Here is a 24,620-nt window from a genome sequence, read left to right as displayed (position 1 = left end):
CTCACACACAGCGCTGGAAACGTTTCCGCCACAGGGCACAGAACCACCACTCAACGACGAAGGAGGGCGACAGTGACGTCACCACGCGCGACGCTCATCCAGGTCGCCCGCCACGCCGGGGTCTCCCTCGCCTCCACCTCCCGCGCCCTCCACGGCAGCGGCGCCAGCCCCGCGATGGTCGAGCGCGTGCGCGCCGCCGCCGACGAGCTCGGCTACCGCCCCCACGAGACGGGCCGGTCCCTGCGGATGAAGCGCACCTTCCAGGTCGCCTTCGCCGTCGCCGACATCGGCAACCCCGTCTACATCGAGATGCTCACCGCGATCCACGCGGTCCTCGCTCCCCACGGCTACCGCGTCGTCGTCATGTCCACCGGGGACACGGTCGCCTCGACCGTCGACCTCGTCCACAGCCTCGAGGGCGGGTTCGTCGACGGCATGATCATCAGCCCGCTGCGCGTGGACGCCGCCTTCGTCACCGCCGTCGAGGAGGCCGCCGTTCCCGTCGTCGTCATCGGCCGCTCCCTGGCCGACCACGGCATCGACTCCGTCTCCACCGACTCCGCCGGTGGCATCGCGCAGGCGGTCGACCACCTCGTCGCCGTCGGCCGCCGCCGGATCGGCTTCCTCAACGGCCCCCTCGACACCACCCCGGGCGAGGCCCGGCAGCGCGGCTTCGACGCCGCGACCCGCGCCGCCGCCTTCACCGCCGCGAACGGTGGCACCGAGGTGGCCGACGACTTCACCGTCACCGCCGGCCTCGCCGCCGCCCACCGCCTCCTCGACCGCGCCGACGACGCCGGGACCCCCCTCGACGCCGTCGTCGCCGCCAACGACCTCCTCGCCATCGGTGCCATCCGCGCCGCCGGCGCGCGTGGACTCACCGTGCCCGGCGACCTCGCCGTCACCGGCATGGACGACACCGACATCGGCCGCGTCTTCCAGCCCAGCCTCACGAGCGTCTCGCTCGGCTCGGGCCGGCGCGGCCATCTCGCCGCCGAGCTCGTGCTCGGCCTCGTCGACGACGGCGAGGAGCGGGGCCGGTACGTCACCGTCGGCCCCGAGCTCATCGTCCGAGAGTCGTCCGTGTCCACCCCCACCCCATCCCCCGCACCACGCAAGGAGGACGCATGACGGCACCGATGCTCGCCGCAGGAGCGCGGCCGGACGCACCCGCGCCCCGGCCCGGCCGCGGCTCACCCCGTCGCCGCAGCGGGCTCGAGCGGGCCCGGCGCCGTGAGGCTGCCGCGCTCGTCATCCCCTCGCTCATCCCGATCCTCGTGCTCAGCGTCGCGCCGCTCATCATCGGCGTCGCGCTCGCCTTCACCGACGCGCGCCTCGTGCGCAACCCGGAGTACACCTTCGTCGGCACCGAGAACTTCGCCCGGCTGCTCGACAACTCCTTCTTCTGGGACTCCTTCCGCATCGGCATGGTCTGGGCGGTGTCGGTCACGCTGCTCCAGCTGCTCGCCGCGATGGGCCTGGCGCTGCTCCTCAACTCCGGCCTGCGCCTCCAGGGCCTCACCCGCGTCCTCGCGCTCATCCCGTGGGCGATGCCGCCCGTCGTCGTGGCGATCATGTGGCAGATGATCTACTCGCCCAACGCGGGGCCGCTCAACGCCGTCCTCGGCGGCATCGGCCTGCCGGGCGACATCAACTGGCTGGCGAACTTCTCCACCGCACTGCCCGCCGTCATCGTCGTCGGCGTGTGGGTCGGCATGCCGCAGACCACTGTCACCCTCCTCGCCGGCCTCCAGCAGATCCCCGAGGAGCTCCACGAGGCCGCCTCGATGGACGGGGCCTCCGCGTGGCGCCGCTTCACCGCCGTCACGTGGCCCTCGCTGCGCCCGATCGTCACCTCGATCACGTCGCTGAACTTCATCTGGAACTTCAACTCGTTCTCGCTGGTCTACGTCCTCACCGAGGGCGGCCCGGGCGGCCGGACGATGCTGCCGATGCTCTTCACCTATCTCGAGGCGTTCAAGAACCGGAACATCGGCTACGCCGCCGCGATGGGCGTCGTCCTCGTCGTCGTCGTCGTCATCCTCCTCGCCGTCTACCTGTGGTCCCAGTTCCGCGAGGACAGCACCGAGAGGAAGGGCTGAGCCGATGCGCACCCTGATCCGCCCCGCCCAGTACGCGGCGCTCGTCGCCTACATCGTCTTTTTGGGCTTCCCGCTCCTGTGGCTCATCTCGGCCTCGTTCAAGTCCTCGGGCGAGCTCAACTCGCTCTCGATCAGCCTGCTTCCCAACGAGTGGCACTGGGAGAACTACTCCGACGCCCTCGCCCGGCAGGGACTGGTGCGCTCCGCCGCCAACAGCGCCGCCGTCGCCCTCGTCTCCACGCTGCTCGTCGTCGTCATCGCGATGCCGACGGCGTACGTCCTGGCCCGCCTCAAGGGCAAGGTCCGCATGGCCGGGATCGGCTGGATCCTCGTGAGCCAGGTCTTCCCCGTCATCCTCATCATCCTGCCGCTCTTCCTCATCCTGCGGACGATCGGCCTCACCGACAGCCTCGTCGGCCTCACCCTGGTCCACACGACCTACACGCTGCCCTTCGCGCTGTGGATGCTCCAGGGCTACGTCACCGGAATCCCGGTGGACCTCGAGGAGGCCGGCTCGATGGACGGCGCCGCCCGCCTGCGGGTGCTGCGCTCGATCGTCTTCCCGCTGCTCGTCCCCGGAGTCGTCGCGACCGCGATGTTCTCCTTCGTCTCCTCGTGGAACGAGTTCTTCTTCGCCCTCGTCCTCCTGCAGTCCCCGGAGAACTACACCCTGCCCATCACGCTGAAGATGTTCATCGGCGGCGAGGGCAAGGTGGCGCTCGGCCCGCTGGCGGCCGGCTCCGTCCTCGCCGCGATCCCCAGCATCGTCTTCTTCTCGATCATGCAGCGAAAGCTCGTCGGCGGCCTCATGTCCGGCGCCGTCAAGGGCTGACCCCCAGACCCCCACCACCATCCCCCTCGAAAGGTCGACCAATGAAGATCCGTGGAGCCTCCACAGCCGCATGCCTCACGATCGCCGCGCTCACCCTCGCCGCCTGTGGCGGCGCGGACGACGACGGCGGCAGTGCCGACGGGCCCGTGACCCTCGAGTTCCAGTCCCTCTCCGACCAGCCCGCCGCCATCGCGGCGACGGAGTCGATCGTCGCGGAGTGGAACGAGGCCAACGCCGACGTCCAGGTCGAGATCGTCCCCGCGGGGTGGGACGGCATCTACGACAAGCTCATCACCCAGTTCAACGGCGGCGCCGCCCCCGACGTCATCCACTACGAGGCCGCGAGCATCGTCCCATTCGCCCGCGACGGCTACCTCGCCGACCTCTCGGAGTACATGTCCGACGAGCGCCGCGCCGACATCCCCGAGGGCATCCTCGACTCGGTGACCGTCGACGACCAGGTCATCGCCTACCCCACCGAGCTGCAGTCCTACATGGTCTTCGCCAACACGGCCCTCCTCGAGGAGGCGGGCGTCGAGGTCCCCAGCGGGGACACGATGACGTGGGAGCAGCTGCGCGAGATCGCGCAGGCGACGACGGCGGGCGACACTTACGGCCTCGGCTGGGGCCTGGCGAGCCCGACGGCGGCGTTCATGTCCTTCGCCCCCGGCTTCGGCGGCACCTTCTTCGAGGGCACCGGCACCGACGCGAGCCTCACGATCGGTGAGGGCGAGCTGGCCGTGCCCGAGCTCGTCCACACGATGGCCTTCGAGGACGAGACGATCCTCCCGGTCACCCTCACCCAGTCCGGCTCGGAGGTGCTCGCCTCCTTCTACGCCGGCCAGATCGCCATGACGGTCCAGGGCTCCTTCCAGGCCGCCAACATCGCCACCGACGCCCCCGAGGCCTTCGAGTGGACCGTGCTCCCCCCGCTCGAGGGCCCGCAGGGCGCCGGCCAGGCCGCCAACCCGCAGACCCTCTCGGTGAACATCGACTCCGAGCACGTCGAGGAGTCGGCCGAGTTCATCGAGTTCTTCACCGAGACCGAGAACCTCGCCGCCCTCAACGAGGCCGACGCCCTCATCCCGGCGACGACCTCCGCCCAGGAGTACATGGCCGAGAACCTCGGTGACGAGAACGGCTGGGCGACCATCCTCTCCTCCGGCCAGCACCTCGTCTCCGCGCCGTACCTGTTCGTCGACGCGTACGCGCAGTGGAAGGACACCGTGGCCACGCCAGCCTTCCAGCGCTACCTCGCGCAGGAGATCGACACCGCCGGCCTCGGCACGCAGCTCGAGGAGGGCTGGACCGAGATCACCGGCTGACCCCGTCGCTGGGCGGTCCGGACCCCGGGCCGCCCAGCGCCACCCCGGCCGCCCCGCGGCCACCGGCCGCCCCGCGGCCACCGCACGTACCGCAACACGAAGGCAGGAGTAGATCTGTGAGCTGGCTGGACGATCGATGCGTGGCGGTGATCACCGGCGCCGCCGTCGGGGACGCCCTGGGGGGAGCCACCGAGGGGTGGACACCGGAGCAGATCGAGGAGCGCCACGGCGGCCGGGTGCGCGGCATCGTCGGCCCCTGGTACGAGAACTGGCGCACCGCGCGCCCCATCGCGCCGTACCACAAGGGTGACGGGCACATCACCGACGACACCCTCATGACGCAGGCGCTCGTCGAGGTCTACGCCAAGCGGCGCGACCACCTCGACGCCTACGCGGTGGCCGAGGACCTCGTCCCGCTCATGATCGGCGAGCCTCGCTGGATCCCCGAGCTGGAGAGCGAGGCGCTCATCCTCCAGCGCGTCTTCCTCGCGGAGAAGTGGATCGTCGCGCGCCTCCACTACGGGCACGTCGACCCGCGCGAGGCCGGCGTCGGCAACGTCGTCAACTGCGGCGCGGCCATGTACATGGCGCCCGTGGGCCTGGCCAACGCCGGCGACCCGCGCGCCGCCTACGCCGAGGCGATCGACGTCGCCGGGGCCCACCAGTCCAGCTACGGGCGCGAGGCGGCCGGCGTCTTCGCCGCCATGGTCGCCGCCGCCGTCGCCCCCGGCGCGAGCGTCGACGACGTCACCCGCGCCGCCCTCGACGTCGCCCACGACGGGACTGCCGCCGCCCTGCGCGCCGTCGTGGACGCCGTCGCCGGCCGTCAGGTCCCCACCGACGACGACGGCGAGCGCGAGCTGGCCCGTGTCATCCGCGAGGCCGTGGCCCCGTACGACTCCGTCGGGCCCGAGTACCGGCAGATGTCGATGGACGCCCGCCGCCCCTCGCGCACGAAGTCCATCGAGGAGCTGCCCGCCGCGCTCGGCTTCGTCCTCGGCCACCGCGGCGACTTCCGCGGCGCCGTCCTCGGGGCCGTCAACTACGGCCGCGACGCCGACTCGATCGCCGTCATGGCCGGTGCCGTCTGCGCGGGCCTGGGTGGCACCGAGGTGGTCCCCACCGAGTGGCTCGACGAGATCGAGACCGCCAGCCGCACCGACGTGCGCGCCACCGGCCGCCTCATGGCCGGCGTGGCCGCCGACATCCTCCGCGCCGACCGGGAGCGCGCCCGCGCCCGCGCCGCGGCCCTCGAGCAGCTGGAGGGGGCGCCGGCATGAGGCTGACCTGGGCCCAGCCCGAGGACCTCCTCGCGCACGAGCTCGTCCAGTCCGCCGCCGAGGGGCGGGACGTCACCGCCGTCCGCGAGCGCTGGGTGGCCGCCGGCGGCGACCCCGTCCCGGCCGTGAGCGGCGCCGGCCCGGTGCCCGCTCCCCCGGCCCTGCGTGCCCTGGCCCGCGAGCTGCTCGACGAGCTCGCCGCCACCCCGGCCCCGCCGTCGCCGGCCGAGCCGGACGGGTGGGAGGCGATCGCCGCCCTGCTGCCGCCGGCCCCGCAGCTCGTCGGCCGCCCCGACGACGCCGCCTACCGCGAGCGCCTCGTCGGCGCGTGGACCGGCCGCGCCGCCGGGTGCCTGCTCGGCAAGCCGGTGGAGAAGATCCCGCGGCAGGGCATCGAGGAGATCCTCCGGGCCACTGGGCGCTGGCCGCTGGACCGCTGGTTCACCGCCGTCGGCCTGCCCGACGACGTCGCGGCCCGCTGGCCGTGGAACCGCCGCTCGGCGCCGACCTCGCTGGAGGAGAACATCTCCGGCATGCCCGAGGACGACGACCTCAACTACCCGATCCTCGCCCTCGCCCTCCTCGAGAAGCACGGCCACGGCTTCACCACCGAGGACGTCGCCCAGCTGTGGCTCGACAACCTCCCCGCCGGGCGGGTCTTCACCGCCGAGCGCGCCGCGTACCGCAACATCCTCGACGCGCGCCCGGTGCCGGAGACGGCCACCCACCACAACCCCTTCCGGGAGTGGATCGGGGCGCTCATCCGCACCGACCTCCTCGGCTGGGTGCTGCCCGGCGACGTCCGCGCCGCTGCCCGCCTCGCGTGGGCCGACGCGCGCCTGAGCCACACCCGCAACGGCGTCTACGGCGCGATGTGGGCCGCGGCCCTCGGCGCGGCGACGATGGTGTGCGACAGCGTCGAGGAGGTCCTCGACGCCGCCGACGCCGCCGTCCCGCCCGCCAGCCGGCTCGCCGCCGCGATCCGCCTCGGCCGCGAGGCCGGGGGCGCGTGCGACGGCAGCGAGCCCGCCGTCCGGGAGGGCCTGGACCGGCTGCACGCCGCGTACGGGGACCTCCACTGGGTCCACACGCTGGGCAACGCCGCGACGATCGCCTTCGCGCTCACCGCCGGGCGCGGGGACTTCGGGGCCAGCGTGTCGATCGCCGTCATGGCCGGCTGGGACACCGACTCCGCGGCGGCCACCGTCGGCGCGGTGGTCGGTGGACTGCTCGGCGCCGACCGCATCGGCGAGCAGTGGACCGCGCCCCTCGAGGGACGGATCGCCACCTCGCTGCCCGGTGGGGAGCAGCGCATCACCGACCTCGCCGAGCGCACGCTCGCGCTGGCCGTCCCGCTCGCCGCGGCGGTGACCCCGTGAGCGTTGGGCGCGTCGTCGTCGTCGGCTCGGCGAACGTCGACCTCGTCGTCCCGGTGCCGCGCCACCCGGCCGGCGGGGAGACCGTGCTCGGCGGGACGCTCGAGCGCCACCCCGGCGGCAAGGGCGCGAACCAGGCCGTCGCGGCGGCCCGCGCGGGTGGCGCGGACACGACCTTCGTCGGCGCCCTGGGCGAGGACGAGTCGGGCGAGCTCCTCCACGCGTCCCTCGCGGGCGCCGGCGTGCGCACCGACCTCGTCGCGCGTGTCGCCGAGCCCACCGGCACCGCACTCATCTCCGTGGACCCGGGCGGCGAGAACACGATCATCGTCGCGCCGGGCGCCAACTCCCTCGTCACGGTCGGGACCGAGCAGGCCGCGCGGGTCGCGGAGGCGGACGTCGTCCTCGCGCAGCTCGAGATCCCGCTCGAGGCGATCGTCGCGGCCGCCGCGGCCCGCAAGGAGGGCGCGCTCCTCGTCCTCAACGCCGCCCCCTCCCGGGAGCTGCCGGAGGAGGTGTGGTCCGCCGTCGACGTCCTCGTCGTCAACGAGCACGAGGCGGCCGACCTTGCCGGCCGCGGTGACGGCACCGAGCCGGCGGACCTGGCGACGGCGCTGCTCGCCCAGGTGCCCGCCGTCGTCGTCACCCTCGGGGGCGCCGGGAGCCTCGTCGCCGAGCGCGACGGCGAGCCCGTCCACGTCCCCGCGTTCCCGGTGGAGCCGGTCGACACGACCGGCGCCGGGGACACCTTCTGCGGCGTCCTCGCCGCAGCCCTCGCCGGTGGTGCCACCCTCGCCGACGCTGCCCGCCTCGCGGCCGCGGCCGGCGCCCTGGCCACCACCGCCCCCGGCGCGCAGGAAGCCGTCCCCACCGCGACCGCCGTCGCGGACCTCGCGCGCCACCGCTGAGCAAGAAAGGCGTCATGTACACGTTCGACCCCCTCGTCCCGCGGCCCATCGACCTCCCCACCGAGGTTCCCCTCGACGGCCTCACCACCGAGCAGTCCACGGCGCTGGACGAGGCGAAGATCTTCGTCGGGCCGGCCGACCCGGCCGACCGCGAGGCGTGGCGCGAGGCGCTGCACCGGTGGCGCGACGACGCCCGCGCGCGTCACGGCTACCGCGGCGCCGCCTACGAGCGTCCCGGGGCGGCGTGGGCGGCGCGCTGCCACACCGTCGCGCAGGTGTGGCTGTGGGACGAGCTGCTCTACTCCTTCGAGGAGCACCGCTTCACGCCGGAGCGCTTCCTCGCCGACGCCCGCGAGCGCTTCGGCGGGCTCGACGCCGTCGTCCTGTGGCACGCCTACCCGGTCATCGGGATCGACGACCGCAACCAGTGGGACTACTACCGCGACGTGCCGGGCATCGTCGAGCTCGTCCGCGAGCTGCACGACGCCGGCCTCCACGTCTTCGTCGACTACAACCCGTGGGACACCGGCACCCGACGCGGCGCCGACGACGTCACCGAGCTCGCCGACGTCGTCTCCTGGCTCGGCGCCGACGGCGTCTTCCTCGACACGCTGAAGAAGGCCGAGCCCGAGCTCGTCGCACGACTCGAGGAGGCGCGGCCCGGGATCGTCCTCGAGGGTGAGTCGAAGCTCGCCGTCGAGCGCATCGAGGACCACTCCTCCTCGTGGGCGCAGTTCTTCGCCGACTCCCCCGTGCCCGGTGTGCTCCGCGCGCACTGGTACGAGCGCCGCCACATGCAGCACCACGTCCGCCGCTGGCACCGCGACCACTCCGAGGAGCTGCAGTCCGCGTGGCTCAACGGCGTGGGCGTCATGGTGTGGGAGGTCGTCTTCGGCGTGTGGGTCGGCTGGACGCCGCGCGACGCCGCGACCGTGGCCCGGATGGTCGCCGTCCAGCGCGCCGCCGGCGACCTGCTGCTCGAGGGCGGGTGGACGCCGCTCACCGAGCTGACGCCTGAGGCCGACGCCGCGGGCGTCTACGCCTCCCGCTGGGAGCTCGACGGCCTCACCCTGTGGACCTTCGTCAACCGCGGCTCCGAGGACTGGACCGGCCCCGTCCTGCCCGACGGCGCCGTCACCGGCGGCCGTCTCGTCCCCCTCACAGGCGACGACGGCGCGGGGCCGGTCACCGTGCCGGGCCGCGGGATCGCCGCGCTGCTCCACGTCGCCGACGGCGCCGCTCAGCCCGACTGGCTCCCCGGCCTCCTGGAGGAGCTGTCCCGCCGCCCCCACGTGCGCGACGCCCGCTTCCAGCACCGCCTCGCCCGCCGCCTCACCGCGACCGCCCTCCCCGCCGACAGCCGGATCTCTCCCGCCGACAGCCGGACTTCTCCCGCCGACAGCCGGAACTCTCCCGCCGACAGCCGGAACTCTCCCGCCGACAGCCGGAACTCTCCCGCCGACAGCCGGACTTCTCCCGCCGACAGCCGGACTTCTCCGGCCGCGAACGCACCGACCGACGCCGCCCGGCCCCCCGCCGTCGTCGTCCCCGCGGGCGAGCACGTCCTCACCGTCCGCCACCGCGCGCGGGAGACGGGCATGTACCAGGGCGCGCCCTACGTCGACGAGTGGAAGCCGCTCCCCCCACGGCTGCACGACGCACGCACGCTCCAGCGGGAGCTCACCCTCGACGCGCCGGTCGCCGTCGCCGTCCACGAGGTGACGAACGAGGAGTTCGCCGCGTTCCTCGACGCGACCGGCTACCGGCCCGCCGTCGAGCACCGCTTCCTCGCCCACTGGCTCGAGGGCCGCCCGGCCCCGGGCACCGAGGACGAGCCGGTGACCTTCGTCGACCTCGACGACGCCCGTGCCTACTGCGCCTGGCGCGGCGGCCGCCTGCCCACCGAGGACGAGTGGCAGCTGGCCGGCGAGACCGGCGAGCTGCACCGCGGCACCCCCGCGGTGTGGAGCTGGACCGAGAGCGAGCACAGCGACGGCCGCACCCGCTTCGTCATCCTCAAGGGCGGCAGCGACTACCAGGCCGAGGGCTCGGACTGGTACGTCGAGGGTGGCGTGCACGCCCCCGACCACTCCCTCAAGTACCTCCTGCCGGGCCTCGGCCTGGCCCGCTCGGCAACGATCGGCTTCCGCTGCGCCTGGGACGGGGAGGTGGCCCGGTGACCGTCTCCCGTGACGCCTCGGCCGGGGCCCTCGCCGGCCTGCGCGTCGTCGACGCCTCCACCCTCTTCGCCGGCCCGATGGCGGCGATGCACCTGGGCGACATGGGCGCCGACGTCGTCAAGGTCGAGCACCCCGCCAAGCCCGACCCCTCCCGCAACCACGGCGCCGCCAAGGACGGCGTCAACCTGTGGTGGAAGACGCTGGGCCGCAACAAGCGCACCGTCACCGCCAACCTCGGCAGCCCCGGCGGGCGGGAGGTCTTCCTCGCCCTCGCCGAGCAGGCCGACGTCGTCATCGAGAACTTCCGCCCCGGCACCCTGGAGCGGTGGGGTCTGGGCTACGAGGAGCTGGCCGCGCGCAACCCGCGGCTCGTCCTCGCCCGGGTGAGCGGCTTCGGGCAGGTCGGTCCCTACCGGACCCGGCCGGGCTTCGGGACGCTCGCCGAGGCGATGAGCGGCTTCGCCGCGATGACCGGGGAGCCGGACGGCCCGCCCACGCTGCCGCCCTTCGGCCTGGCCGACGGGGTCGCATCCCTCGCCACGGCCTTCGCCGTCATGGTCGCGCTGCAGTCGCGGGAGCGGACGGGGCAGGGACAGGTGGTCGACATGGCGATCATCGAGCCGATCCTCGCGATGCTCGGCCCGCAGATCACCCGGTGGGACCAGCTGCGTACCGTGCAGCCGCGCACCGGCAACCGCTCGGCGAACAACGCGCCGCGCAACACCTACCGCACGCGCGACGGGCAGTGGGTGGCGGTGTCGACGTCGGCGCAGTCGATCGCCGAGCGCGTCATGCGGCTCGTCGGGCGGCCCGAGCTCATCGAGGAGCCGTGGTTCGCCCGCGGCGCGGACCGGGCGGCGCACGCCGACGTCCTCGACGACGCCGTGGGCAGCTGGATCGCCGAGCGCACCCGGGACGAGGTCGTGGCCGCCTTCGAGGAGGCACAGGCCGCCGTCGCCCCGATCTACGACGCGCAAGACATCGTCGCCGACCCCCAGTTCCAGGCCCTGGGCACCCTCCACGAGATCGAGGACCCCGAGCTGGGCCCGATGCTCATGCAGGGACCGCTGTTCCGGCTCTCCGGCGCCGACGGCGTCATCCAGTTCACCGGCCGGGAGCACGGGGCGGACACCGCGGCCGTGCTCGAGGAGCTCGGCTTCTCCGCCGAGCGGGTGGCGCAGCTGCGCGCGGAGGGAGCGGTATGAGCCTCCCGCCGCCCCTCACGCTGCTCTACGTGCCGGGCGACCGGCCCGACCGGGTGGCCAAGGCGCTGGCCTCCGCGGCCGACGCCGTCATCGTCGACCTCGAGGACGCCGTCGCGCCCGGCGTGAAGGACGCGGCGCGGGCGAACGTGGCCGCGCTGCTCGCGTCGGTGCCGCCGGAGCGGGCCGTGCAGGTGCGGGTCAACGCCGCCGGGACCCCGTGGCACGACGACGACGTCGCCACCGTGGCCGCGCTGCCCGCTCACGTCGGGCTGCGGCTGCCCAAGGCGGAGGACCCCGCCGCGGTGGCCGCGCTGGTGTCCCGGGTCGGCGGCCGGGAGGTGCACCTGCTCGTGGAGTCGGCGATCGGGGTGGAGCGCGCCTTCGCCCTCGCCTCCGTGGCGGGGGTGGCCTCGCTCGGACTCGGGGAGGCGGACCTGCGCTCGGAGCTTCGCGTGGACGACGACGCCGGGCTCACCTGGGTCCGCAGCCGAGTCGTGGTGGCCGCGCGGGCGGCCGGGCTGCCCTCCCCCGTCATGTCCGTCTACCCGCACGTGCGCGACCTCGACGGGCTCGCCGAGTCCTGCCGGGCCGGGCGGCGGCTCGGCTTCAGTGGCCGCACCGCGATCCACCCCGCGCAGCTCGACACGATCCGCGAGGTGTTCCTGCCGAGCGAGGAGGAGGTCGAGCGCGCACGGGAGGTCGTCGCGCGGGTCGAGGGCGCCGTAGCCGCCGGCACCGGAGCCCTCGTCCTCGCCGACGGCAGCTTCCTCGACGTCGCCATGGTCGACCGTGCCAAGGCCACCCTCGCCCTCGCCCCCGAGGACCCAGCTCCCACCGACAGCTGACTTGTCACGCCGTTCCCCCTCCCGCCGACAGCCGGATTCCGCCCGACACCGCCGTTGCCCCGAACCACACCGCCGTCCCCCGCACCACCCCCGCCCCGGCACTGCCGCCGCGGCCCACCGACCACTCGCCCCCAGCCCGGGGACGCGTGTCTCCCTCCCCCGAAGGAGCCCCTCATGACCTCACCCCGCCTCACGCGGCGCCTGGCGGTGACGGCAGCAGTCGCCGTCGTCGCCGGTGCGTCGCTCACCCTCCCCGCGCTCGCCGCCGAGCAGGGGACACTCGTGTCCGCCGAGGCCACCGGCACCGCCGCCGGCACGGTCGACTACACCGTCTACCTCCCGCCCGGCTACGACGACAGCACCGAGCGCTACCCCACCGTCTACCTGCTCCACGGCCGCGGGGACACGCAGGCCGCCTGGCAGCGGGTCGCCACCGACCTCGACGAGCTCATCACCTCCGGAGAGCTGCAGCCCGTCGTCGCCGTCATGCCCGACGCTCCCTGGAACGACCGCGGCAGCTGGTACACCGACTCCCTCTACACCGGCGACGCCGCGTCCGGACCGGGCCTGCCCGTCGAGACGGCGTTGGCCGAGGACCTCGTCGAGCACGTCGACGCCACCTACCGCACGGTCGCGCACCGCGAGGCCCGCGCCGTCGGCGGCTACTCCATGGGTGGTGCCGGCGCGCTGCGCCTGGCCCTCGCCCACCAGGAGGACTTCTCCGCCGGCATCGTCCTCAGCCCCGCCGCGTACGTGCCCCAGCCCCCGGCCGACTCCTCGGTCCGGGACTACGGCGCCTACGGCGTCGGCGACGCGCTGTTCGACGCCGACCGCTACACCGAGCTCTCCTACCCGACGGCGCTGGAGTCCCTCGACCCCGCGCTGCCGGTCCACCTGTTCGTCGCCGTCGGCGACGACGAGTGGCCTAACCCGGACCCGGCCGACGCGCAGCACGACATCGACTTCGAGTCCGCCCAGCTCTACAACACCGCACGGCGCGTGCCGGGCGTGACGGCCGAGCTGCGCGTCCTCGACGGCGGGCACGATTGGGACGTGTGGCAGCCGGCCTTCCGCGAGGCGATCGTCGACGTCGGCCAGCGGCTGCGCACCGAGCCGGGCGCGACGTGGGACGCCGACCTGCTGGGCTCCGCGGGTGACGACCGCGCGGGAGGCGTCGTCGAGACGGCCGACGGCGGGAGCGTCGTCGCGCTCAACCTCGCCGGTGCGTGGGACGGCTACGAGCCGGCCGGCGGCATGGACACCGTTCTCGTGCGTCGCGCGGCGGACGGCACGGAGACCTGGCGCCACGCGATCGCGACGGGCGCGAACGACCGCGTCTACGGGGTCGTCAACGGGGCCGACGACGGCGTGGTCGTGGGCGGCTACACGCGCGGCACCCTCGCCACGGGCGAGGCGGACACGCAGGACGACGCCGTCGTCGCGGCGGTCGACGCCGACGGCGAGCGCACGTGGACCCTCGAGCTCGGTGACCCGGCCGCGGCCGACCGCTTCTACGCGGTGGCCCCCGACGGCGACGGCGGCGCGCACGTCGCCGGCTACACGAGCGGCACCTTCGCCGGCACCCCGAGCGCCGGCGACAAGGACGCCGTCCTCGCGCGCGTCTCGGCCACCGGCGAGCTCCTGTGGAGCACCCAGCTGGGCGGCTCCGGTGAGGACAAGGCCATGGCCGTCGCGCTGACGAGCGACGGGGACGTCGTCGTCGGTGGCGTGAGCGGCGCGGGGCTGCCGGGGGCCGCACACCTCGGCTCGGGCGACGGCTGGATCGCGCGGTACGACGCCGACGGTGAGCAGCAGTGGGTGCGATCCGTCGCCACCGCGGAGAACGACATGGTGAGCGGCCTCGTGCCGCTGGCCGACGGCGCGGTGCTGGCCGTCGGGCAGACGAAGGGCGCGCTCGGCGAGACGGCGCTCGGGGACAACGACATCGTCGTCCGGGCGCTGACGGCCGACGGCGAGGAGTCGTGGACGCTGCAGACCGGCACGTCCACCGACGACCGCGGCGTCACCGGTGTGGCGACCGCCGACGGCGGGGCGCTCGTCCTCGCGACGACGTACGGCGCGATGGGCCAGCCGCTGGGCGGGGTCGACGTCGTCGCGCTGCCAGTGTCGGCCGACGGCGTGGCCGGCGAGCCGCTCCAGCTCGGCTCGCGCGAGCGCGACGGCGCGGACGAGTGGGACGAGGCGAACCTCTACGCGGCTGCCGGCACCGACGGCACGTGGCTGAGCGGTCTCACCTTCGGGGCGCCGGACGGCGCGGTCAACGCCGGGGCGGGCGACGTCTTCGTCATGCAGCTGGCCGACGTGCCCGGGGAGGAGCCGACGACGCCGGAGCCGACCGAGCCCGAACCGACCGTGACGCCCGGCGAGCCGACCAGTCCGGAACCGACCGTCGCACCGACGGACGACCCCGCGCCCACGGAGGGCCCCGGCAGCGAGTCAGCCGAGCCGAGCGCCACCCCCGTCCCACCGGTGACGGACACCGGTTCCGGCGCGGGCGGGCTGCCCTCGACCGGTGCCGCCGTGCTCGGTGCGGCCGTGCTCGCGCTGCTGCTCGCCGCGGCCGGCGCGGTGCTCGTGGCACGCCGCCGCGCAGCCGCCGCCTGACCCAGCGCTACCGCCCACTGCCCACTCCTCACCCGCACTGTGCGCCTCCTGCGCCACCGTGCGCCCGGTCCACCGAGCGCACGGTGGACGCAGGGGGCGCACAGTCGTTCCGGCGGCTGCTTCAGCGCGGTCGGCCGAGGGTGGCGAGCAGGTCCTCGTGGAGCTCGAACCACACCCGGTGGGCCGAGTCGCGGTCGGTGCCACTGATCCAGGACGGCCCCTGGCGTGCCTTGTCCACGGCGTCCGTGAAGCGCGAGTGGTAGCCGGTGAACCGGGCAAGTGCCGCCGTCAGCCGCGACTCGATCCCCGCCAGGCCGACGGCGGCGCGCGCGAGGTCGGCGAGCACGGACTCCAGCGAGGCCGGTGGCCGGGCGATGCCCAGCTCGGTGAGCTGCCACCGGGTGCACGCGCCGGCCACCAGGTCGTTCAGCGGTCCGAACCCGTCCAGCTCCTGCTGCACCCGGGCACGGGCGCCCGAGCAGTCCAGCTCGTCCGCCAGCAGGCGCTCACCATGGGCCTTGCCGGCCTCGGTGAGCGACCAGCCGCCCTCGTCGGCGAAGCGGCTCCACGCGATCCACCCGGCAGCCTGCGCATCGAGGAGCAGCTCCTCGGCCACGGCCTCCTCGAGCCCGGCGCGGGAACCGACGTTCGCGGTGGTCGCGTATCCCAGCACGCGCACCGCGTGCAGCGCGAGCAGGTCGGGCGGGCTGGTGGCGCTCATGACTCCTCCAGGAGGGTGATCGTCCCGGCGGTGCCGTCCACCGTGACGAGCGCGCCGTCGGGCAGCCTCGTCGCCGCGGGAACGTCGGTGACGGCGGGGATCCCGAGCTCACGGGCGACGATCGCCGCGTGCGCGAGGATCCCGCCGACCTCCGTGACCACCGCGGCAGCGCGCGACAGTACCGGGACCCAGGCGGGGGCGGTGCTGCGGCAGACCAGCACGTCGCCGGCGCGGAAGCGGGCGAAGTCGTCCAGGCCTGCAAGCACCCGGAGCGGGCCCGTGGCCGTGCCGGGGCCGGCCGCCGTCCCTGAGACGAGGGGGCGGGCGGTGCGGGCGGCGGTCTCGTCGAGCGCAGGCGCGCCGGTGGTGACGGGACGGGCCTGCAGCACCCACACGACGCCGTCGGCGTCCAGCGCCCACTCGACGTCCTGCGCTCCCCCGAGCATCTTCTCGACCTGCTCGGCGCGCTCGACGACCGCCGCCGCGTGCCTCTCGGTGAGCACGTCGGGGGTCCCCGAGGCGACCAGGCCACCCGTGGATCCGCGCTGCCACCGCTGCGGGGCCGCCCTGCCGGACACGAGCGACTCGCCGAGCCCGCGGACGGCCTCGACCACGGTGCCTCGCGCACCGGTGACCGGGTGGCGGGTGAAAGCCACTCCCGCCGCCACCGGCCTCAGCATGGGCTGGACCAGCACGGCGACGTCCTCGCCGAGGCTCCGCCCGGTGGCCTCCGTGTAGGCGGCTGCGCCCGCGGCACTGGCGGCCACGTCCCGCACGGCCTCGGCGACGCGCGTCGTGGGCACGTCGAGACGCGTGAGGAGCTGGCCCGCGAACGACGCCTGCGCCGCGTCCTCCCCCAGGGCGGAGGACCGCACGGCGAACCGGTCCCCGCCCAGCTCCCTCAGCGCGGAGCGCGGCTCCGGCTCCCACCCGGCGGCCGCCGCCTCGCGCGCCACGAGGCCGCCCGGCACGGCGACCCCGGCGCGCGCCAGCCGGCTCAGCGTCGCGGCCTTCGTCCCGCTGGACGCCTCGGCGTCCTCGAGCGGAACCACCCGCCTCATGCCCGCTCCGTGCGGGAGAGCACCCGGGCCAGGCGCTGCTGGGCGGCCTGCCCCGACCCCAGACCGAGCGCGCCGGCGATCTGCTGGAAGGTCATCCCGGCGCCGCGGGCTGCGAAGAGGAGCCCCGCCTCGACCTGGTCGAGCTCGGCCCGAGCCGATGCCAGCAGCCCCAGCCCCGCCGCCACCACCTCCTCCTCGACCTGGGGGTCCGCGGCCCTCCACGCGGCCAGCCGCACGAGGTCACCGTCAGCGGGCGGCTGACCGGCGTGCTGCCACGGTCTGGCGGCCAGCGCCGCACCGCCGGCCCGTGCGAGCACGCGGCGGTGGGAGTCGAGGACGGCGGCTCGGGCCTGGTCGTCAGCGGTCATGCTCGCCAGTCGACATCACCAACATGCCGTTGTCAACATACTGTTGACGTCTCCCGTGCACCCCTTGCGCGACGTGCGCCCGGTTAACCGAGCGCACCGTGAACGCGAGGGCCGTCGCCATCATCATGTGCACCCCGCGGGGCACCTAGGGGCCACGACGCCCGCCCGCTCCTCCCCGGCCGCACGCAGCCCTCCCCGCTGTCTGCCGGGCGCGACGCGACGGGCGGGAGGGGACTTGTCCGGAGACGTTAGATTGCTCCACCAGGCGGAGCAATCTAACGTCCCGCGCAGACGTCATCCCCTGGCCTGTCCGGTCCGCCCGATGCATGGCACCGGGTGCGCCAGACTGGTGCCATCCGCAGCGTGGAGCAGGTCACCGACATCGCCACTGACCACGGCGAGGGACCGGTGCGGTCCGCCGAGTGGGACGGGCTGCGCTTCGTCGACATGGTCGCCGGCGGCGTCCTCACCCTGCGGGCTGACGGCATGGAGGACCGGTTCGACGTCGGCCCGTCGCCGCGATGGACTGCCCACGCGCCGGCACAGTCGCCGGAGGAGCCGCCGGGCTACTCCGCGCTACGCAGGGCCCGCAGCGCGATGACCGCGGCCACGACCATGAGCACGACGCCGATCGACGAGGTGATGACCACCCCGGAGTCGAAGGCGTGCCGCGCCGACTCGAGGAGCGTCTGCGCCACGGAGTCCGGCAGCCCGCTCGCCACCTCGGTCGCACCGCCGAGGGTCTCCCCCGCCGCCCGCGCGTCGTCGCCCGTCACTCCGTCCGGGACGACGACGTTGGTCCGGTACACCGCGGTGAGGATGCTGCCGAGCACCGCCGTCCCGAGGACCGCCCCGAGCTCGTAGGCCGTCTCCGACACCGCCGATGCCGCCCCGGCCTTGGCCGCGGGAACGCTGGAGAGGATGAGGTCGTTGGAGATCGTCTCCGCCGCCCCCACCCCCGCGCCGAGGATCATGAACGCGCCGAGGAGCCCGGCGTCGGAGCCCGCCGACCCGCTCACGAGCACCAGGCCGTACCCGACGGCGTTGAGGAGCAGTCCGCCCGCGACAACGCGGGCCGGGCGCACGTGCTGGACGACGCGCACGACAGCCAGGCCGGCAACCACCGTGACCACGAGCCCCGGCACGAGGACGAGCCCCGCCTCCATCGGCGTGCGCCCGCTGACGAGCTGAAGGTGCTGCGACACGAAGAAGAGGAAGCCGACCATCGAGAAGACGCTGAGGAGGTTCGCCGCGACCGAGCCGCTGAAGACCGGGTTGGCGAAGAGGCGCACGTCAAGCAGCGGCACCGGGCGGCGCAGCTGGCGGCGGACGAAGGCGTACCCGAGGGCGAGCGCGACGACGATCGCGAGCACCGCCGTCGTCGTCGGCCCGTTCTCCGCGATGCGCTTGATGCCGTAGACGAGCGGGACCATGGCGCCGAGCGAGAGGGCGATGCTCACGGGGTCCACGGGCCCGGGCTCGGGGTCGCGCGACTCGGGCACGAGGACCGGTCCCAGGACGAGGAGCGGCACGAGCACGGGAACGGCGAGGAGGAAGACCGAGCCCCACCAGTAGTGCTCGAGCAGGAAGCCGCCGACGATCGGTCCGAGGGCAGCGCCGCCGGAGAAGCCGGCCGCCCAGATCGCGATCGCCGTCCGGCGCTGGACCGGGTCGGTGAAGATGTTGCGGATGAGCGAGAGCGTCGCCGGCATGAGCATCGCGCCGAAGAAACCGAGCGCTGCGCGGGCGGCGATGAGGAGCGACGCGGTCGGGGCGAAGGCGGCGACGGCGGAGACGACGGCGAAGCCCGTGGCGCCGATGAGGAGGAGCCGGCGGCGGCCCACCCGGTCCCCGAGGCTGCCCATCGGGACGAGCAGCCCGGCGAGCACGAGCGGGTAGACGTCGACGATCCACAGCAGCTCGGTGCCGCCGGGGCGCAGCGACTCGGAGATCGAGGGCACCGCGAAGGCCAGGACGGTGTTGTCGACCGCGACGAGCAGCACGGGAAGCATGAGCACGACGAGCGCGGCCCAGGGGCGGGCGGCGGGCGAGCGCGGGGTGACGGGTCGCGATGAGGTGGTCGAGGCCAAGGTGGTGCTCCGGGGCGGCGTGGGTGGGCGCTACCTGCGCCGCCGTCCACTGTACCGTCTGGACGGTTGACCGTCACTGTGGGTAGCGTCTCCCCCATGTCGGCACGAGAGAACGTCCTGGACGCCTTCGAGGAGCTCCTCGTCAGCGAGGGCGCCCGGGCGACGACGCTCGACGCCGTCGCCGCGCGGGCAGAGGTGTCCAAGGGCGGGCTGCTCTACCACTTCCGGAGCAAGGAGGCGCTCGTCGAGGGCCTCCTCGAGCGCCTGACCACCCTCGCCGCCGCCGACACCGAGGCGATGGCGGCCGACCCGCGCGGCCCGTCCGCGTACTACGTCGACACGTCAGTGGCCGACGGCTCCCCGCTCGACCGCGCGATGGTCGCCGCCGCGGGGCTCGCGCAGGAGGCCAACGCCCGGGCGCGCGACGCGTTGCACGAGGTCCACCGCGGCTGGTTCCGCCTCATCCTCGAGGAGGTGGGCGACCGGGCGATCGCCCGCGCGATCGTCCTGATCGGGGACGGGCTCTACTACAACGCCGTCCTCGCCGGGGCCATCGCCTCCGACGACGTCGCGGGCACCGAGCCGCAGGACCGCGCCGAGCTCCTCGAGGTCGTCGCGCTCCTCAAGCAGCAGGCGGTGCGGGGCTGACCACGCCGGCACGCACCGTGTGGCTTTCGGGTTCTCAGAGAGACCGAAAGCCACACGATCCGCAGCGGGCGTCAGCCGCTGTGGCGCGGGTGCTGCCGAGCCTGCCGCTCGTTCCCGCGCCGGTAGTTGCCGGTCAGCCGGGCCATGAGCTCCTGCGGGTCCTCCCCCTCGACGTCCGCGAGGAACTCCGCGGCGCGCCTGCCGCGCAGGGTCGTGGCGACCCGCCCGTGGTGGCTGATGACGACGTCGTCGCCCCGGGTGACGTAGGTGAACCCGGTCGGGCGCGGCATGGGCGCCACCCTACGCGCGGCCCGTCCGGCCTCAACGGGGGTGGAGGACCTCAACCTCACCGGTGACCGGGTCGGTGAGCGTCACGCGGTCGCCACTGCCGAGGTCGACCGCCACCGGCTCGCCCCACACGAGCACGTGGACCGTCGAGCCCGGCTCTGCCTCGGCGATGCGGCGGCGCAGCAGCGCGACGTCGAGGTCGGTTCCTTCACGCACCTCCCACGAGTGCGAGCCGACCGCGAGGACCCAGCGCCGCGCCGTCGTCGTCTCCCGCGGCGTGGAACCGGGCAGGTTCATGCCGAAGATCGTGGTGGGCGGCGGGGCGAGCTCGTCGGCGGGCGGCTCGCCCACCGGCGCCCCCTCCCCGACCCAGATCCGCCGCTGCCCGCCGAGCTCGACGACCGAGCCCGGCGCCACGAGCGTGTCCTTCCCGGCGGCCGCGAGCTGAGCGCGGAGCGGGGCGGCGCGGTCGGGCGGCACGAAGCCGACGATGACGTTGCGCCACACGACGACGACGCGTCCCTCCGCCCCCGCGGAGAGCTCGACGCGCGCAGGTACGGCGGCGGTCCGGGAGCGCTCGGCGCCGGCGAGGGCAGTGACGATCGCGCGCTCCATCGCGGCGGCCTCGGCCACCCAGAAGCCGGCACCGACGTCGGCGGGAACCTCGGCGGAGCGCCAGCGGTCGAAGAGTCTCACGGGGCCATCATTCCTGACGGCGAGGCGGGAGCAGTCAACCCGCTCGCGGGGTCAAGGTCGTCACGACGCACCGCCAGCCGCCGTCGGCGTCCCGGGTGAAGACGTCGGTCGTGTACTCGTCCTCGTGGAAGGGCCGGCCTTCCCAGTGGCCCGAGTTGGTGCCGTGCGCGATGACGACGACGACGTCGCCCCGGTCGCGTACGTCGAGCACCTCGAAACCCATCTCCTCGTGCGTCAGCCGCCCCGAGCGGACGAGGTCGAGGAACCGTTCGCGCGGGACCGTGCCGCCCGTGCCGACGAGCAGCCAGTCCGGTGTGGCGAAGGAGCCGATGCGGTCGGCGTCGTTGGCGACGATCGCCTGCGCCCAGGCGTCGAGGAGGGCGCGCATCTCGTCCCGCAGGTCCCTGCCCATCCTGTGATGGTCCTCCGACCGTCGTCCGCCGTCGAGGGGCAGATGCAGAGGGAGAGCCGGCTCCCGACGAAGAATCCGGCTGTCGACGGAAGGGGGGCGGCGAAGGAGCGGTGCGGGGTCAGTTGACGGTGACGGCGGGGACGGTGAGGCCGAGGACCTGCTCGAGGGCGCGGACGTGCTCCTCGGCGCGGCCGTCGCGGGCGGCGGTGCGGGCGTGCACGGTGGGCGTGTGGAGCAGGCGTGCGGCGAGGCGGCGCAGCGCGCGGGCGGCGTCGTCGGAGGACACCTGACCGCCGGCGGGCAGGCGCGAGAGCTCGTCGGCCACCGCGTCCTCCACCCGGCGGCGCAGCGCGACGACGGCCTCGTCCACGGCGCGGCTGGCGAGGTCGTCCCCCAGCCGCTCGACGCCGCGCGCGACGAGCTCGCGCGCACGGTCCACCTCGAGGGCCGTCGTCGTCGGCAGCTGGTTGCGCACCGTCTCGAGGTCGACGAGCCGCACGCCCGGCACCTCACCAACGGCCGGGTCCACGTCGCGGCCCAGCGCGAGGTCGACGACGACGAGCGCGTCACCGCCCGCCCGCGAGCCCAGCGCCTCGGTGACGGTGGCGACGTCGAGCACCACCGTGCCGGTCCCCCGGCAGGTGACGACGACGTCCGCGCGAGCGAGGGCCGCGGCGAGGTCGGTGACGGCGACGGCGTCGTGGCTCTCGGCGAAGTTCGCGGCACGCCCGGAGGCGGACCACACCGCGACGTCCTCCACGCCGCGGGAGCGCAGCGCCGCGAGCGCCACCCCGGCGTACGCGCCGGTGCCGACGAGCAGCGCCCGGTCACCGGCCAGCGAGCGCCCGGCGAGGTCGAGCGCCACGGACGCGACCGACGCGCCGGCACGGGCGAGGTCGGTCGTCACGGCCACCTCGCGGGAGGTGCGGGACGCGTGCTGGAAGGTCCGCTCGAGCAGCGGCGTCGTGAGCCCCACCTGACGCGCCGCGTCCAGGGACCGCCGCACCTGCCCGACGATCTCGCGCTCCCCCACGACCATCGAGTCCAGCCCGCTCGCCACCTCGAACAGGTGCCGGGTGGCGGCGTCGCCGGAGAGCGCGATGGTGTGCTCGGACACCTCGGTGGGGCACACGCCGCTCGCGCGCGCGACGGCGTGGCGCGCGTGCTCGGCGGCGGCCACCGGGTCGTCGGCGTCGAGGTAGACCTCGAGGCGGTTGCACGTGGACAGGACGACGGCACCACCGATCCCGCAGTCCGCGGCGGGGTCGAGGGACCCGGCGCCGGGCGCGGCGTGGTCGGCGAGCACGGCGAGGAGCCGGTCCGCGCCCGCTGCGCTGAGCCGGTCGACGTCCGCCAGCCCCGCGTGGCGGTGGTTGGCCGAGATCACTGCAAGGGTCACGAGTCTCCCCCAGGGAACCGCTGGTCGGAGGGGCAGGCACAATGGCTGCATGACTGCTCCAGGCCGCAACGTTAATACATCAGACGAAGTGCGTGGTCCCCTGCTGACCGCGTACTCCGGCCGGCGGCCCGAGCGCCTGCCCGTCTGGTTCATGCGCCAGGCCGGGCGTTCCCTGCCCGAGTACCACGAGGTACGGCGCGGCGTCGGCATGCTCGAGGCCTGCCTCAAGCCCGAGCTCGCGACGGAGATCACCCTCCAGCCGGTCCGCCGGCACGGGGTGGACGCGGCGATCTTCTTCTCCGACATCGTCGTGCCGCTGCGCCTGGCCGGGGTGGACGTCGAGATCGTCTCCGGGGTCGGCCCCGTCATCGGCGAGCCGGTGCGCAGCGTCGCCGACGCCGAGCGCCTCGCCGCCCATGCCCCCGGCGACCACAGCGCCGTCCAGGAGGCCGTCCGCCTCACCGTCGCCGAGCTGGGCGAGACCCCACTCATCGGCTTCGGCGGCGCCCCCTTCACCCTCGCGGCCTACCTCGTCGAGGGCCGCCCCTCGCGCGACCACCTCGCTGCCCGCGGGCTCATGCACTCCGACCCCGCCACCTGGGACCGGGTGATGACGTGGGCCGCGGACCTCACCGGGGCGTTCCTGCGCGCGCAGGTCGAGGCCGGTGCCCGCGCCGTCCAGCTCTTCGACTCCTGGGCCGGCGGCCTGTCGCTGGCCGACTACACCGCGTACGCCGCCCCCTACAGCGCCCGCGCGCTGTCCCACGTCAAGGACCTCGGCGTCCCCATCGTCCACTTCGGCACCGGCACGAGCGAGCTCCTCGGCGCGATGCGCGACGTGGGCGCGGACGTCGTCGGCGTCGACTACCGCCTGCCCCTGGACGAGGCGAGCCGCCGCCTCGGCGGGACCACGCCGCTCCAGGGCAACATCGACCCGGCCCTCCTCACCGCCCCGTGGGAGGTCCTCGAGCGGCACGTGCGCGACGTCGTCGACCGCGGCCGCCAGGCCCCCGCCCACGTGCTCAACCTCGGCCACGGCGTCCCGCCCACCACCGACCCCGGCGTGCTCACCCGGATCGTCGAGCTCGCGCACAGCCTGTGATGCGTGACGCCGTCGTCGTCGGCGCGGGGATGGGGGGCCTCACCGCCGCCCACGCCCTCGCTGCCGCCGGCCTGCGCCCCCTCGTCCTCGAGGTGGGCGACCGGGTGGGCGGGCTGGTCCAGCACGCGCGCGTGGGCGGGATCGACGTCGACGCCGGAGCGGAGTCCTTCGCGCTGCGGCGGCCCGAGGTGGCCGACCTCGTCGCGCGGCTCGGTCTGGAGCGGGCGACGCCGGCGGCGGACTCGACGATCTGGCTCCCCGACGGCGGTGGCCGGGCGCTCACCACCCCCGCCCGCTCCCTCCTCGGGATCCCGGCCGACCCGCTCGCCGACGACGTCGTCGCCGTCGTCGGTCCGGACGCCGCCACCCGCGCCGCCGCCGACCTCACCCTCGACCCCGCCGCGGGCTCCGACGCCACGACCCTCGCCGAGCTCGTCACCGTGCGCATGGGCGCGGGTCTGCTCGAGCGCCTCGTGCGCCCGGTGGCGCGCGGCATCCACGGCGCGGACCCGGAGAACCTCGCCGTCGACGCCGTCGCGCCCGGGCTGCGTGCCGCGCTCGTCACCCACGGCTCGCTGGCCGCCGCCGTGGCCGCCACGGTGCCGGACGGGCCGGCCGTCGGCTGCGTCGTCGGCGGGATGTGGCGGCTGCCGCAGGCGCTGGCCGCGAGCGCGGAGGTCCGCACGGGCACGCGCGTGACGGCGGTGGCCCGCGAGTCGGACGGTACGTGGCTCGTCCACGCCGACGACGGCGCAGCCCCCGTCCGGACGCGCCGGCTCGTCCTCGCCGTGCCGGGTCCCGAGACGGTGGAGCTGCTCTCCGGCGTGCTGCCCGGCGAGCTGCCGGAGCTGCGCCCAGGGCACCCGATCGTCCAGGTGACGCTCGTCCTCGACGCGCCGGAGCTGGACGCCGCGCCGCTCGGCTCGGGGGTGCTCGTCGGTCCGGACGCGGGCGTGCGGACCAAGGCCCTCACCCACGCCACCGCGAAGTGGGCCTGGCTGCGGGGATCTGTACCTGCCGGCGTCCACGTGCTGCGCCTGTCCTACGGGCGCGCCGGCGACGACCCCGCCGCGATCGAGGCCGTCGACGCCGAGCTCGCCCTTGCCGACGCGCAGGCGCTGCTCGGCGTGCCGCTCGACCGGTCCCAGGTGCTCGAC

General features: G+C 74.8%; 23 protein-coding genes. 15 read left to right on the top strand and 8 right to left on the bottom strand.

Going from position 1 to position 24,620, the window contains the following annotated elements; genetic code table 11:
• Positions 1 to 72: 72 nt before the first annotated feature.
• From ACWPXV_RS14880 to ACWPXV_RS14830, 11 genes are all read left to right on the top strand, one after another.
• Positions 73 to 1,131, top strand: a complete 1,059-nt coding sequence (locus ACWPXV_RS14880) for a LacI family DNA-binding transcriptional regulator (protein WP_454085951.1) — start codon at positions 73 to 75, stop codon at positions 1,129 to 1,131.
• Positions 1,128 to 2,102, top strand: coding sequence for a carbohydrate ABC transporter permease (locus ACWPXV_RS14875; RefSeq protein ID WP_454085950.1), 975 nt, complete (start codon positions 1,128 to 1,130; stop codon positions 2,100 to 2,102). The genes ACWPXV_RS14880 and ACWPXV_RS14875 overlap by 4 nt, the downstream gene beginning before the upstream one ends.
• Before the next feature lie 4 nt (positions 2,103 to 2,106).
• The gene (locus ACWPXV_RS14870; protein ID WP_454085949.1) at positions 2,107 to 2,934 is read left to right on the top strand and encodes a carbohydrate ABC transporter permease; all 828 of its coding nucleotides are present in this window, start codon (positions 2,107 to 2,109) and stop codon (positions 2,932 to 2,934) included.
• A 41-nt stretch (positions 2,935 to 2,975) separates the two neighbouring features.
• Positions 2,976 to 4,259, top strand: a complete 1,284-nt coding sequence (locus tag ACWPXV_RS14865; protein WP_454085948.1) for an ABC transporter substrate-binding protein — start codon at positions 2,976 to 2,978, stop codon at positions 4,257 to 4,259.
• Between the two features lie 116 nt (positions 4,260 to 4,375).
• Positions 4,376 to 5,539, top strand: coding sequence for an ADP-ribosylglycohydrolase family protein (locus tag ACWPXV_RS14860; protein WP_454085947.1), 1,164 nt, complete (start codon positions 4,376 to 4,378; stop codon positions 5,537 to 5,539).
• Positions 5,536 to 6,918, top strand: coding sequence for an ADP-ribosylglycohydrolase family protein (locus tag ACWPXV_RS14855; protein ID WP_454085946.1), 1,383 nt, complete (start codon positions 5,536 to 5,538; stop codon positions 6,916 to 6,918). The genes ACWPXV_RS14860 and ACWPXV_RS14855 overlap by 4 nt, the downstream gene beginning before the upstream one ends.
• A complete protein-coding gene (locus ACWPXV_RS14850; protein ID WP_454085945.1) occupies positions 6,915 to 7,823 on the top strand; it encodes a ribokinase in 909 nt (302 codons plus the stop codon). Before ACWPXV_RS14855 ends, ACWPXV_RS14850 begins: the two co-directional genes overlap by 4 nt.
• A 14-nt stretch (positions 7,824 to 7,837) precedes the next feature.
• The gene (locus tag ACWPXV_RS14845) at positions 7,838 to 10,003 is read left to right on the top strand and encodes an SUMF1/EgtB/PvdO family nonheme iron enzyme (protein WP_454085944.1); all 2,166 of its coding nucleotides are present in this window, start codon (positions 7,838 to 7,840) and stop codon (positions 10,001 to 10,003) included.
• The gene (locus ACWPXV_RS14840) at positions 10,000 to 11,208 is read left to right on the top strand and encodes a CaiB/BaiF CoA transferase family protein (RefSeq protein WP_454085943.1); all 1,209 of its coding nucleotides are present in this window, start codon (positions 10,000 to 10,002) and stop codon (positions 11,206 to 11,208) included. The genes ACWPXV_RS14845 and ACWPXV_RS14840 overlap by 4 nt, the downstream gene beginning before the upstream one ends.
• Entirely contained in the window at positions 11,205 to 12,053 is an 849-nt protein-coding gene (locus ACWPXV_RS14835) for an HpcH/HpaI aldolase/citrate lyase family protein (protein WP_454085942.1), read from the top strand. The genes ACWPXV_RS14840 and ACWPXV_RS14835 overlap by 4 nt, the downstream gene beginning before the upstream one ends.
• A 174-nt stretch (positions 12,054 to 12,227) precedes the next feature.
• Complete coding sequence (locus ACWPXV_RS14830; RefSeq protein ID WP_454085941.1) at positions 12,228 to 14,678, top strand: alpha/beta hydrolase; 2,451 nt, start codon at positions 12,228 to 12,230, stop codon at positions 14,676 to 14,678.
• A gap of 121 nt (positions 14,679 to 14,799) precedes the next feature.
• On the opposite strand, the gene ACWPXV_RS14825 is transcribed toward ACWPXV_RS14830, so the two are convergent.
• The 4 genes from ACWPXV_RS14825 to ACWPXV_RS14810 all read right to left on the bottom strand — a co-directional run bounded on the left by ACWPXV_RS14825 (position 14,800) and on the right by ACWPXV_RS14810 (position 18,840).
• Positions 14,800 to 15,399 (bottom strand): hypothetical protein, encoded by a 600-nt coding sequence (locus ACWPXV_RS14825; protein ID WP_454085940.1) that lies wholly within the window; start codon positions 15,397 to 15,399, stop codon positions 14,800 to 14,802.
• Positions 15,396 to 16,460: a PEP/pyruvate-binding domain-containing protein gene (locus ACWPXV_RS14820; protein ID WP_454085939.1), complete on the bottom strand. Its 1,065-nt coding sequence runs from the start codon at positions 16,458 to 16,460 to the stop codon at positions 15,396 to 15,398. The genes ACWPXV_RS14825 and ACWPXV_RS14820 overlap by 4 nt, the downstream gene beginning before the upstream one ends.
• Entirely contained in the window at positions 16,457 to 16,828 is a 372-nt protein-coding gene (locus ACWPXV_RS14815) for a hypothetical protein (protein ID WP_251840427.1), read from the bottom strand. The genes ACWPXV_RS14820 and ACWPXV_RS14815 overlap by 4 nt, the downstream gene beginning before the upstream one ends.
• Before the next feature lie 566 nt (positions 16,829 to 17,394).
• The gene (locus ACWPXV_RS14810; RefSeq protein WP_454085938.1) at positions 17,395 to 18,840 is read right to left on the bottom strand and encodes an MFS transporter; all 1,446 of its coding nucleotides are present in this window, start codon (positions 18,838 to 18,840) and stop codon (positions 17,395 to 17,397) included.
• Between ACWPXV_RS14810 and ACWPXV_RS14805 the strand changes: the two genes are divergently transcribed.
• Together ACWPXV_RS14805 and ACWPXV_RS14800 are read left to right on the top strand one after the other, a co-directional pair.
• A complete protein-coding gene (locus ACWPXV_RS14805) occupies positions 18,839 to 18,988 on the top strand; it encodes a hypothetical protein (RefSeq protein ID WP_454085937.1) in 150 nt (49 codons plus the stop codon). The genes ACWPXV_RS14810 and ACWPXV_RS14805 overlap by 2 nt on opposite strands.
• Positions 18,989 to 19,014: 26 nt before the next feature.
• Positions 19,015 to 19,566: a TetR/AcrR family transcriptional regulator gene (locus ACWPXV_RS14800; protein WP_454085936.1), complete on the top strand. Its 552-nt coding sequence runs from the start codon at positions 19,015 to 19,017 to the stop codon at positions 19,564 to 19,566.
• A gap of 71 nt (positions 19,567 to 19,637) precedes the next feature.
• On the opposite strand, the gene ACWPXV_RS14795 is transcribed toward ACWPXV_RS14800, so the two are convergent.
• The 4 genes from ACWPXV_RS14795 to ACWPXV_RS14780 all read right to left on the bottom strand — a co-directional run bounded on the left by ACWPXV_RS14795 (position 19,638) and on the right by ACWPXV_RS14780 (position 22,361).
• Complete coding sequence (locus ACWPXV_RS14795; protein WP_454085935.1) at positions 19,638 to 19,856, bottom strand: hypothetical protein; 219 nt, start codon at positions 19,854 to 19,856, stop codon at positions 19,638 to 19,640.
• Positions 19,857 to 19,887: 31 nt separating this feature from the next.
• A complete protein-coding gene (locus tag ACWPXV_RS14790) occupies positions 19,888 to 20,550 on the bottom strand; it encodes a hypothetical protein (protein ID WP_454085934.1) in 663 nt (220 codons plus the stop codon).
• Positions 20,551 to 20,584: 34 nt separating this feature from the next.
• Positions 20,585 to 20,962 carry a YybH family protein gene (locus tag ACWPXV_RS14785; RefSeq protein ID WP_454085933.1) on the bottom strand — a complete coding sequence of 126 codons (378 nt, stop codon included), beginning with the start codon at positions 20,960 to 20,962 and terminating at the stop codon, positions 20,585 to 20,587.
• Positions 20,963 to 21,080: 118 nt separating this feature from the next.
• Positions 21,081 to 22,361 (bottom strand): glutamyl-tRNA reductase, encoded by a 1,281-nt coding sequence (locus ACWPXV_RS14780; RefSeq protein WP_454085932.1) that lies wholly within the window; start codon positions 22,359 to 22,361, stop codon positions 21,081 to 21,083.
• Between the two features lie 49 nt (positions 22,362 to 22,410).
• Between ACWPXV_RS14780 and hemE the strand changes: the two genes are divergently transcribed.
• Both hemE and ACWPXV_RS14770 read left to right on the top strand, forming a co-directional pair.
• Positions 22,411 to 23,463 carry a uroporphyrinogen decarboxylase gene (gene hemE, locus ACWPXV_RS14775; protein ID WP_454085931.1) on the top strand — a complete coding sequence of 351 codons (1,053 nt, stop codon included), beginning with the start codon at positions 22,411 to 22,413 and terminating at the stop codon, positions 23,461 to 23,463.
• Positions 23,463 to 24,620: protoporphyrinogen/coproporphyrinogen oxidase (locus tag ACWPXV_RS14770; protein WP_454085930.1), on the top strand; the 1,158-nt coding region annotated here is incomplete at its 3' end. The genes hemE and ACWPXV_RS14770, both read left to right, overlap by 1 nt.

The organism is Georgenia sp. Marseille-Q6866, assembly GCF_965111665.1.
This window is presented reverse-complemented; position numbering and strand designations above follow the sequence as displayed.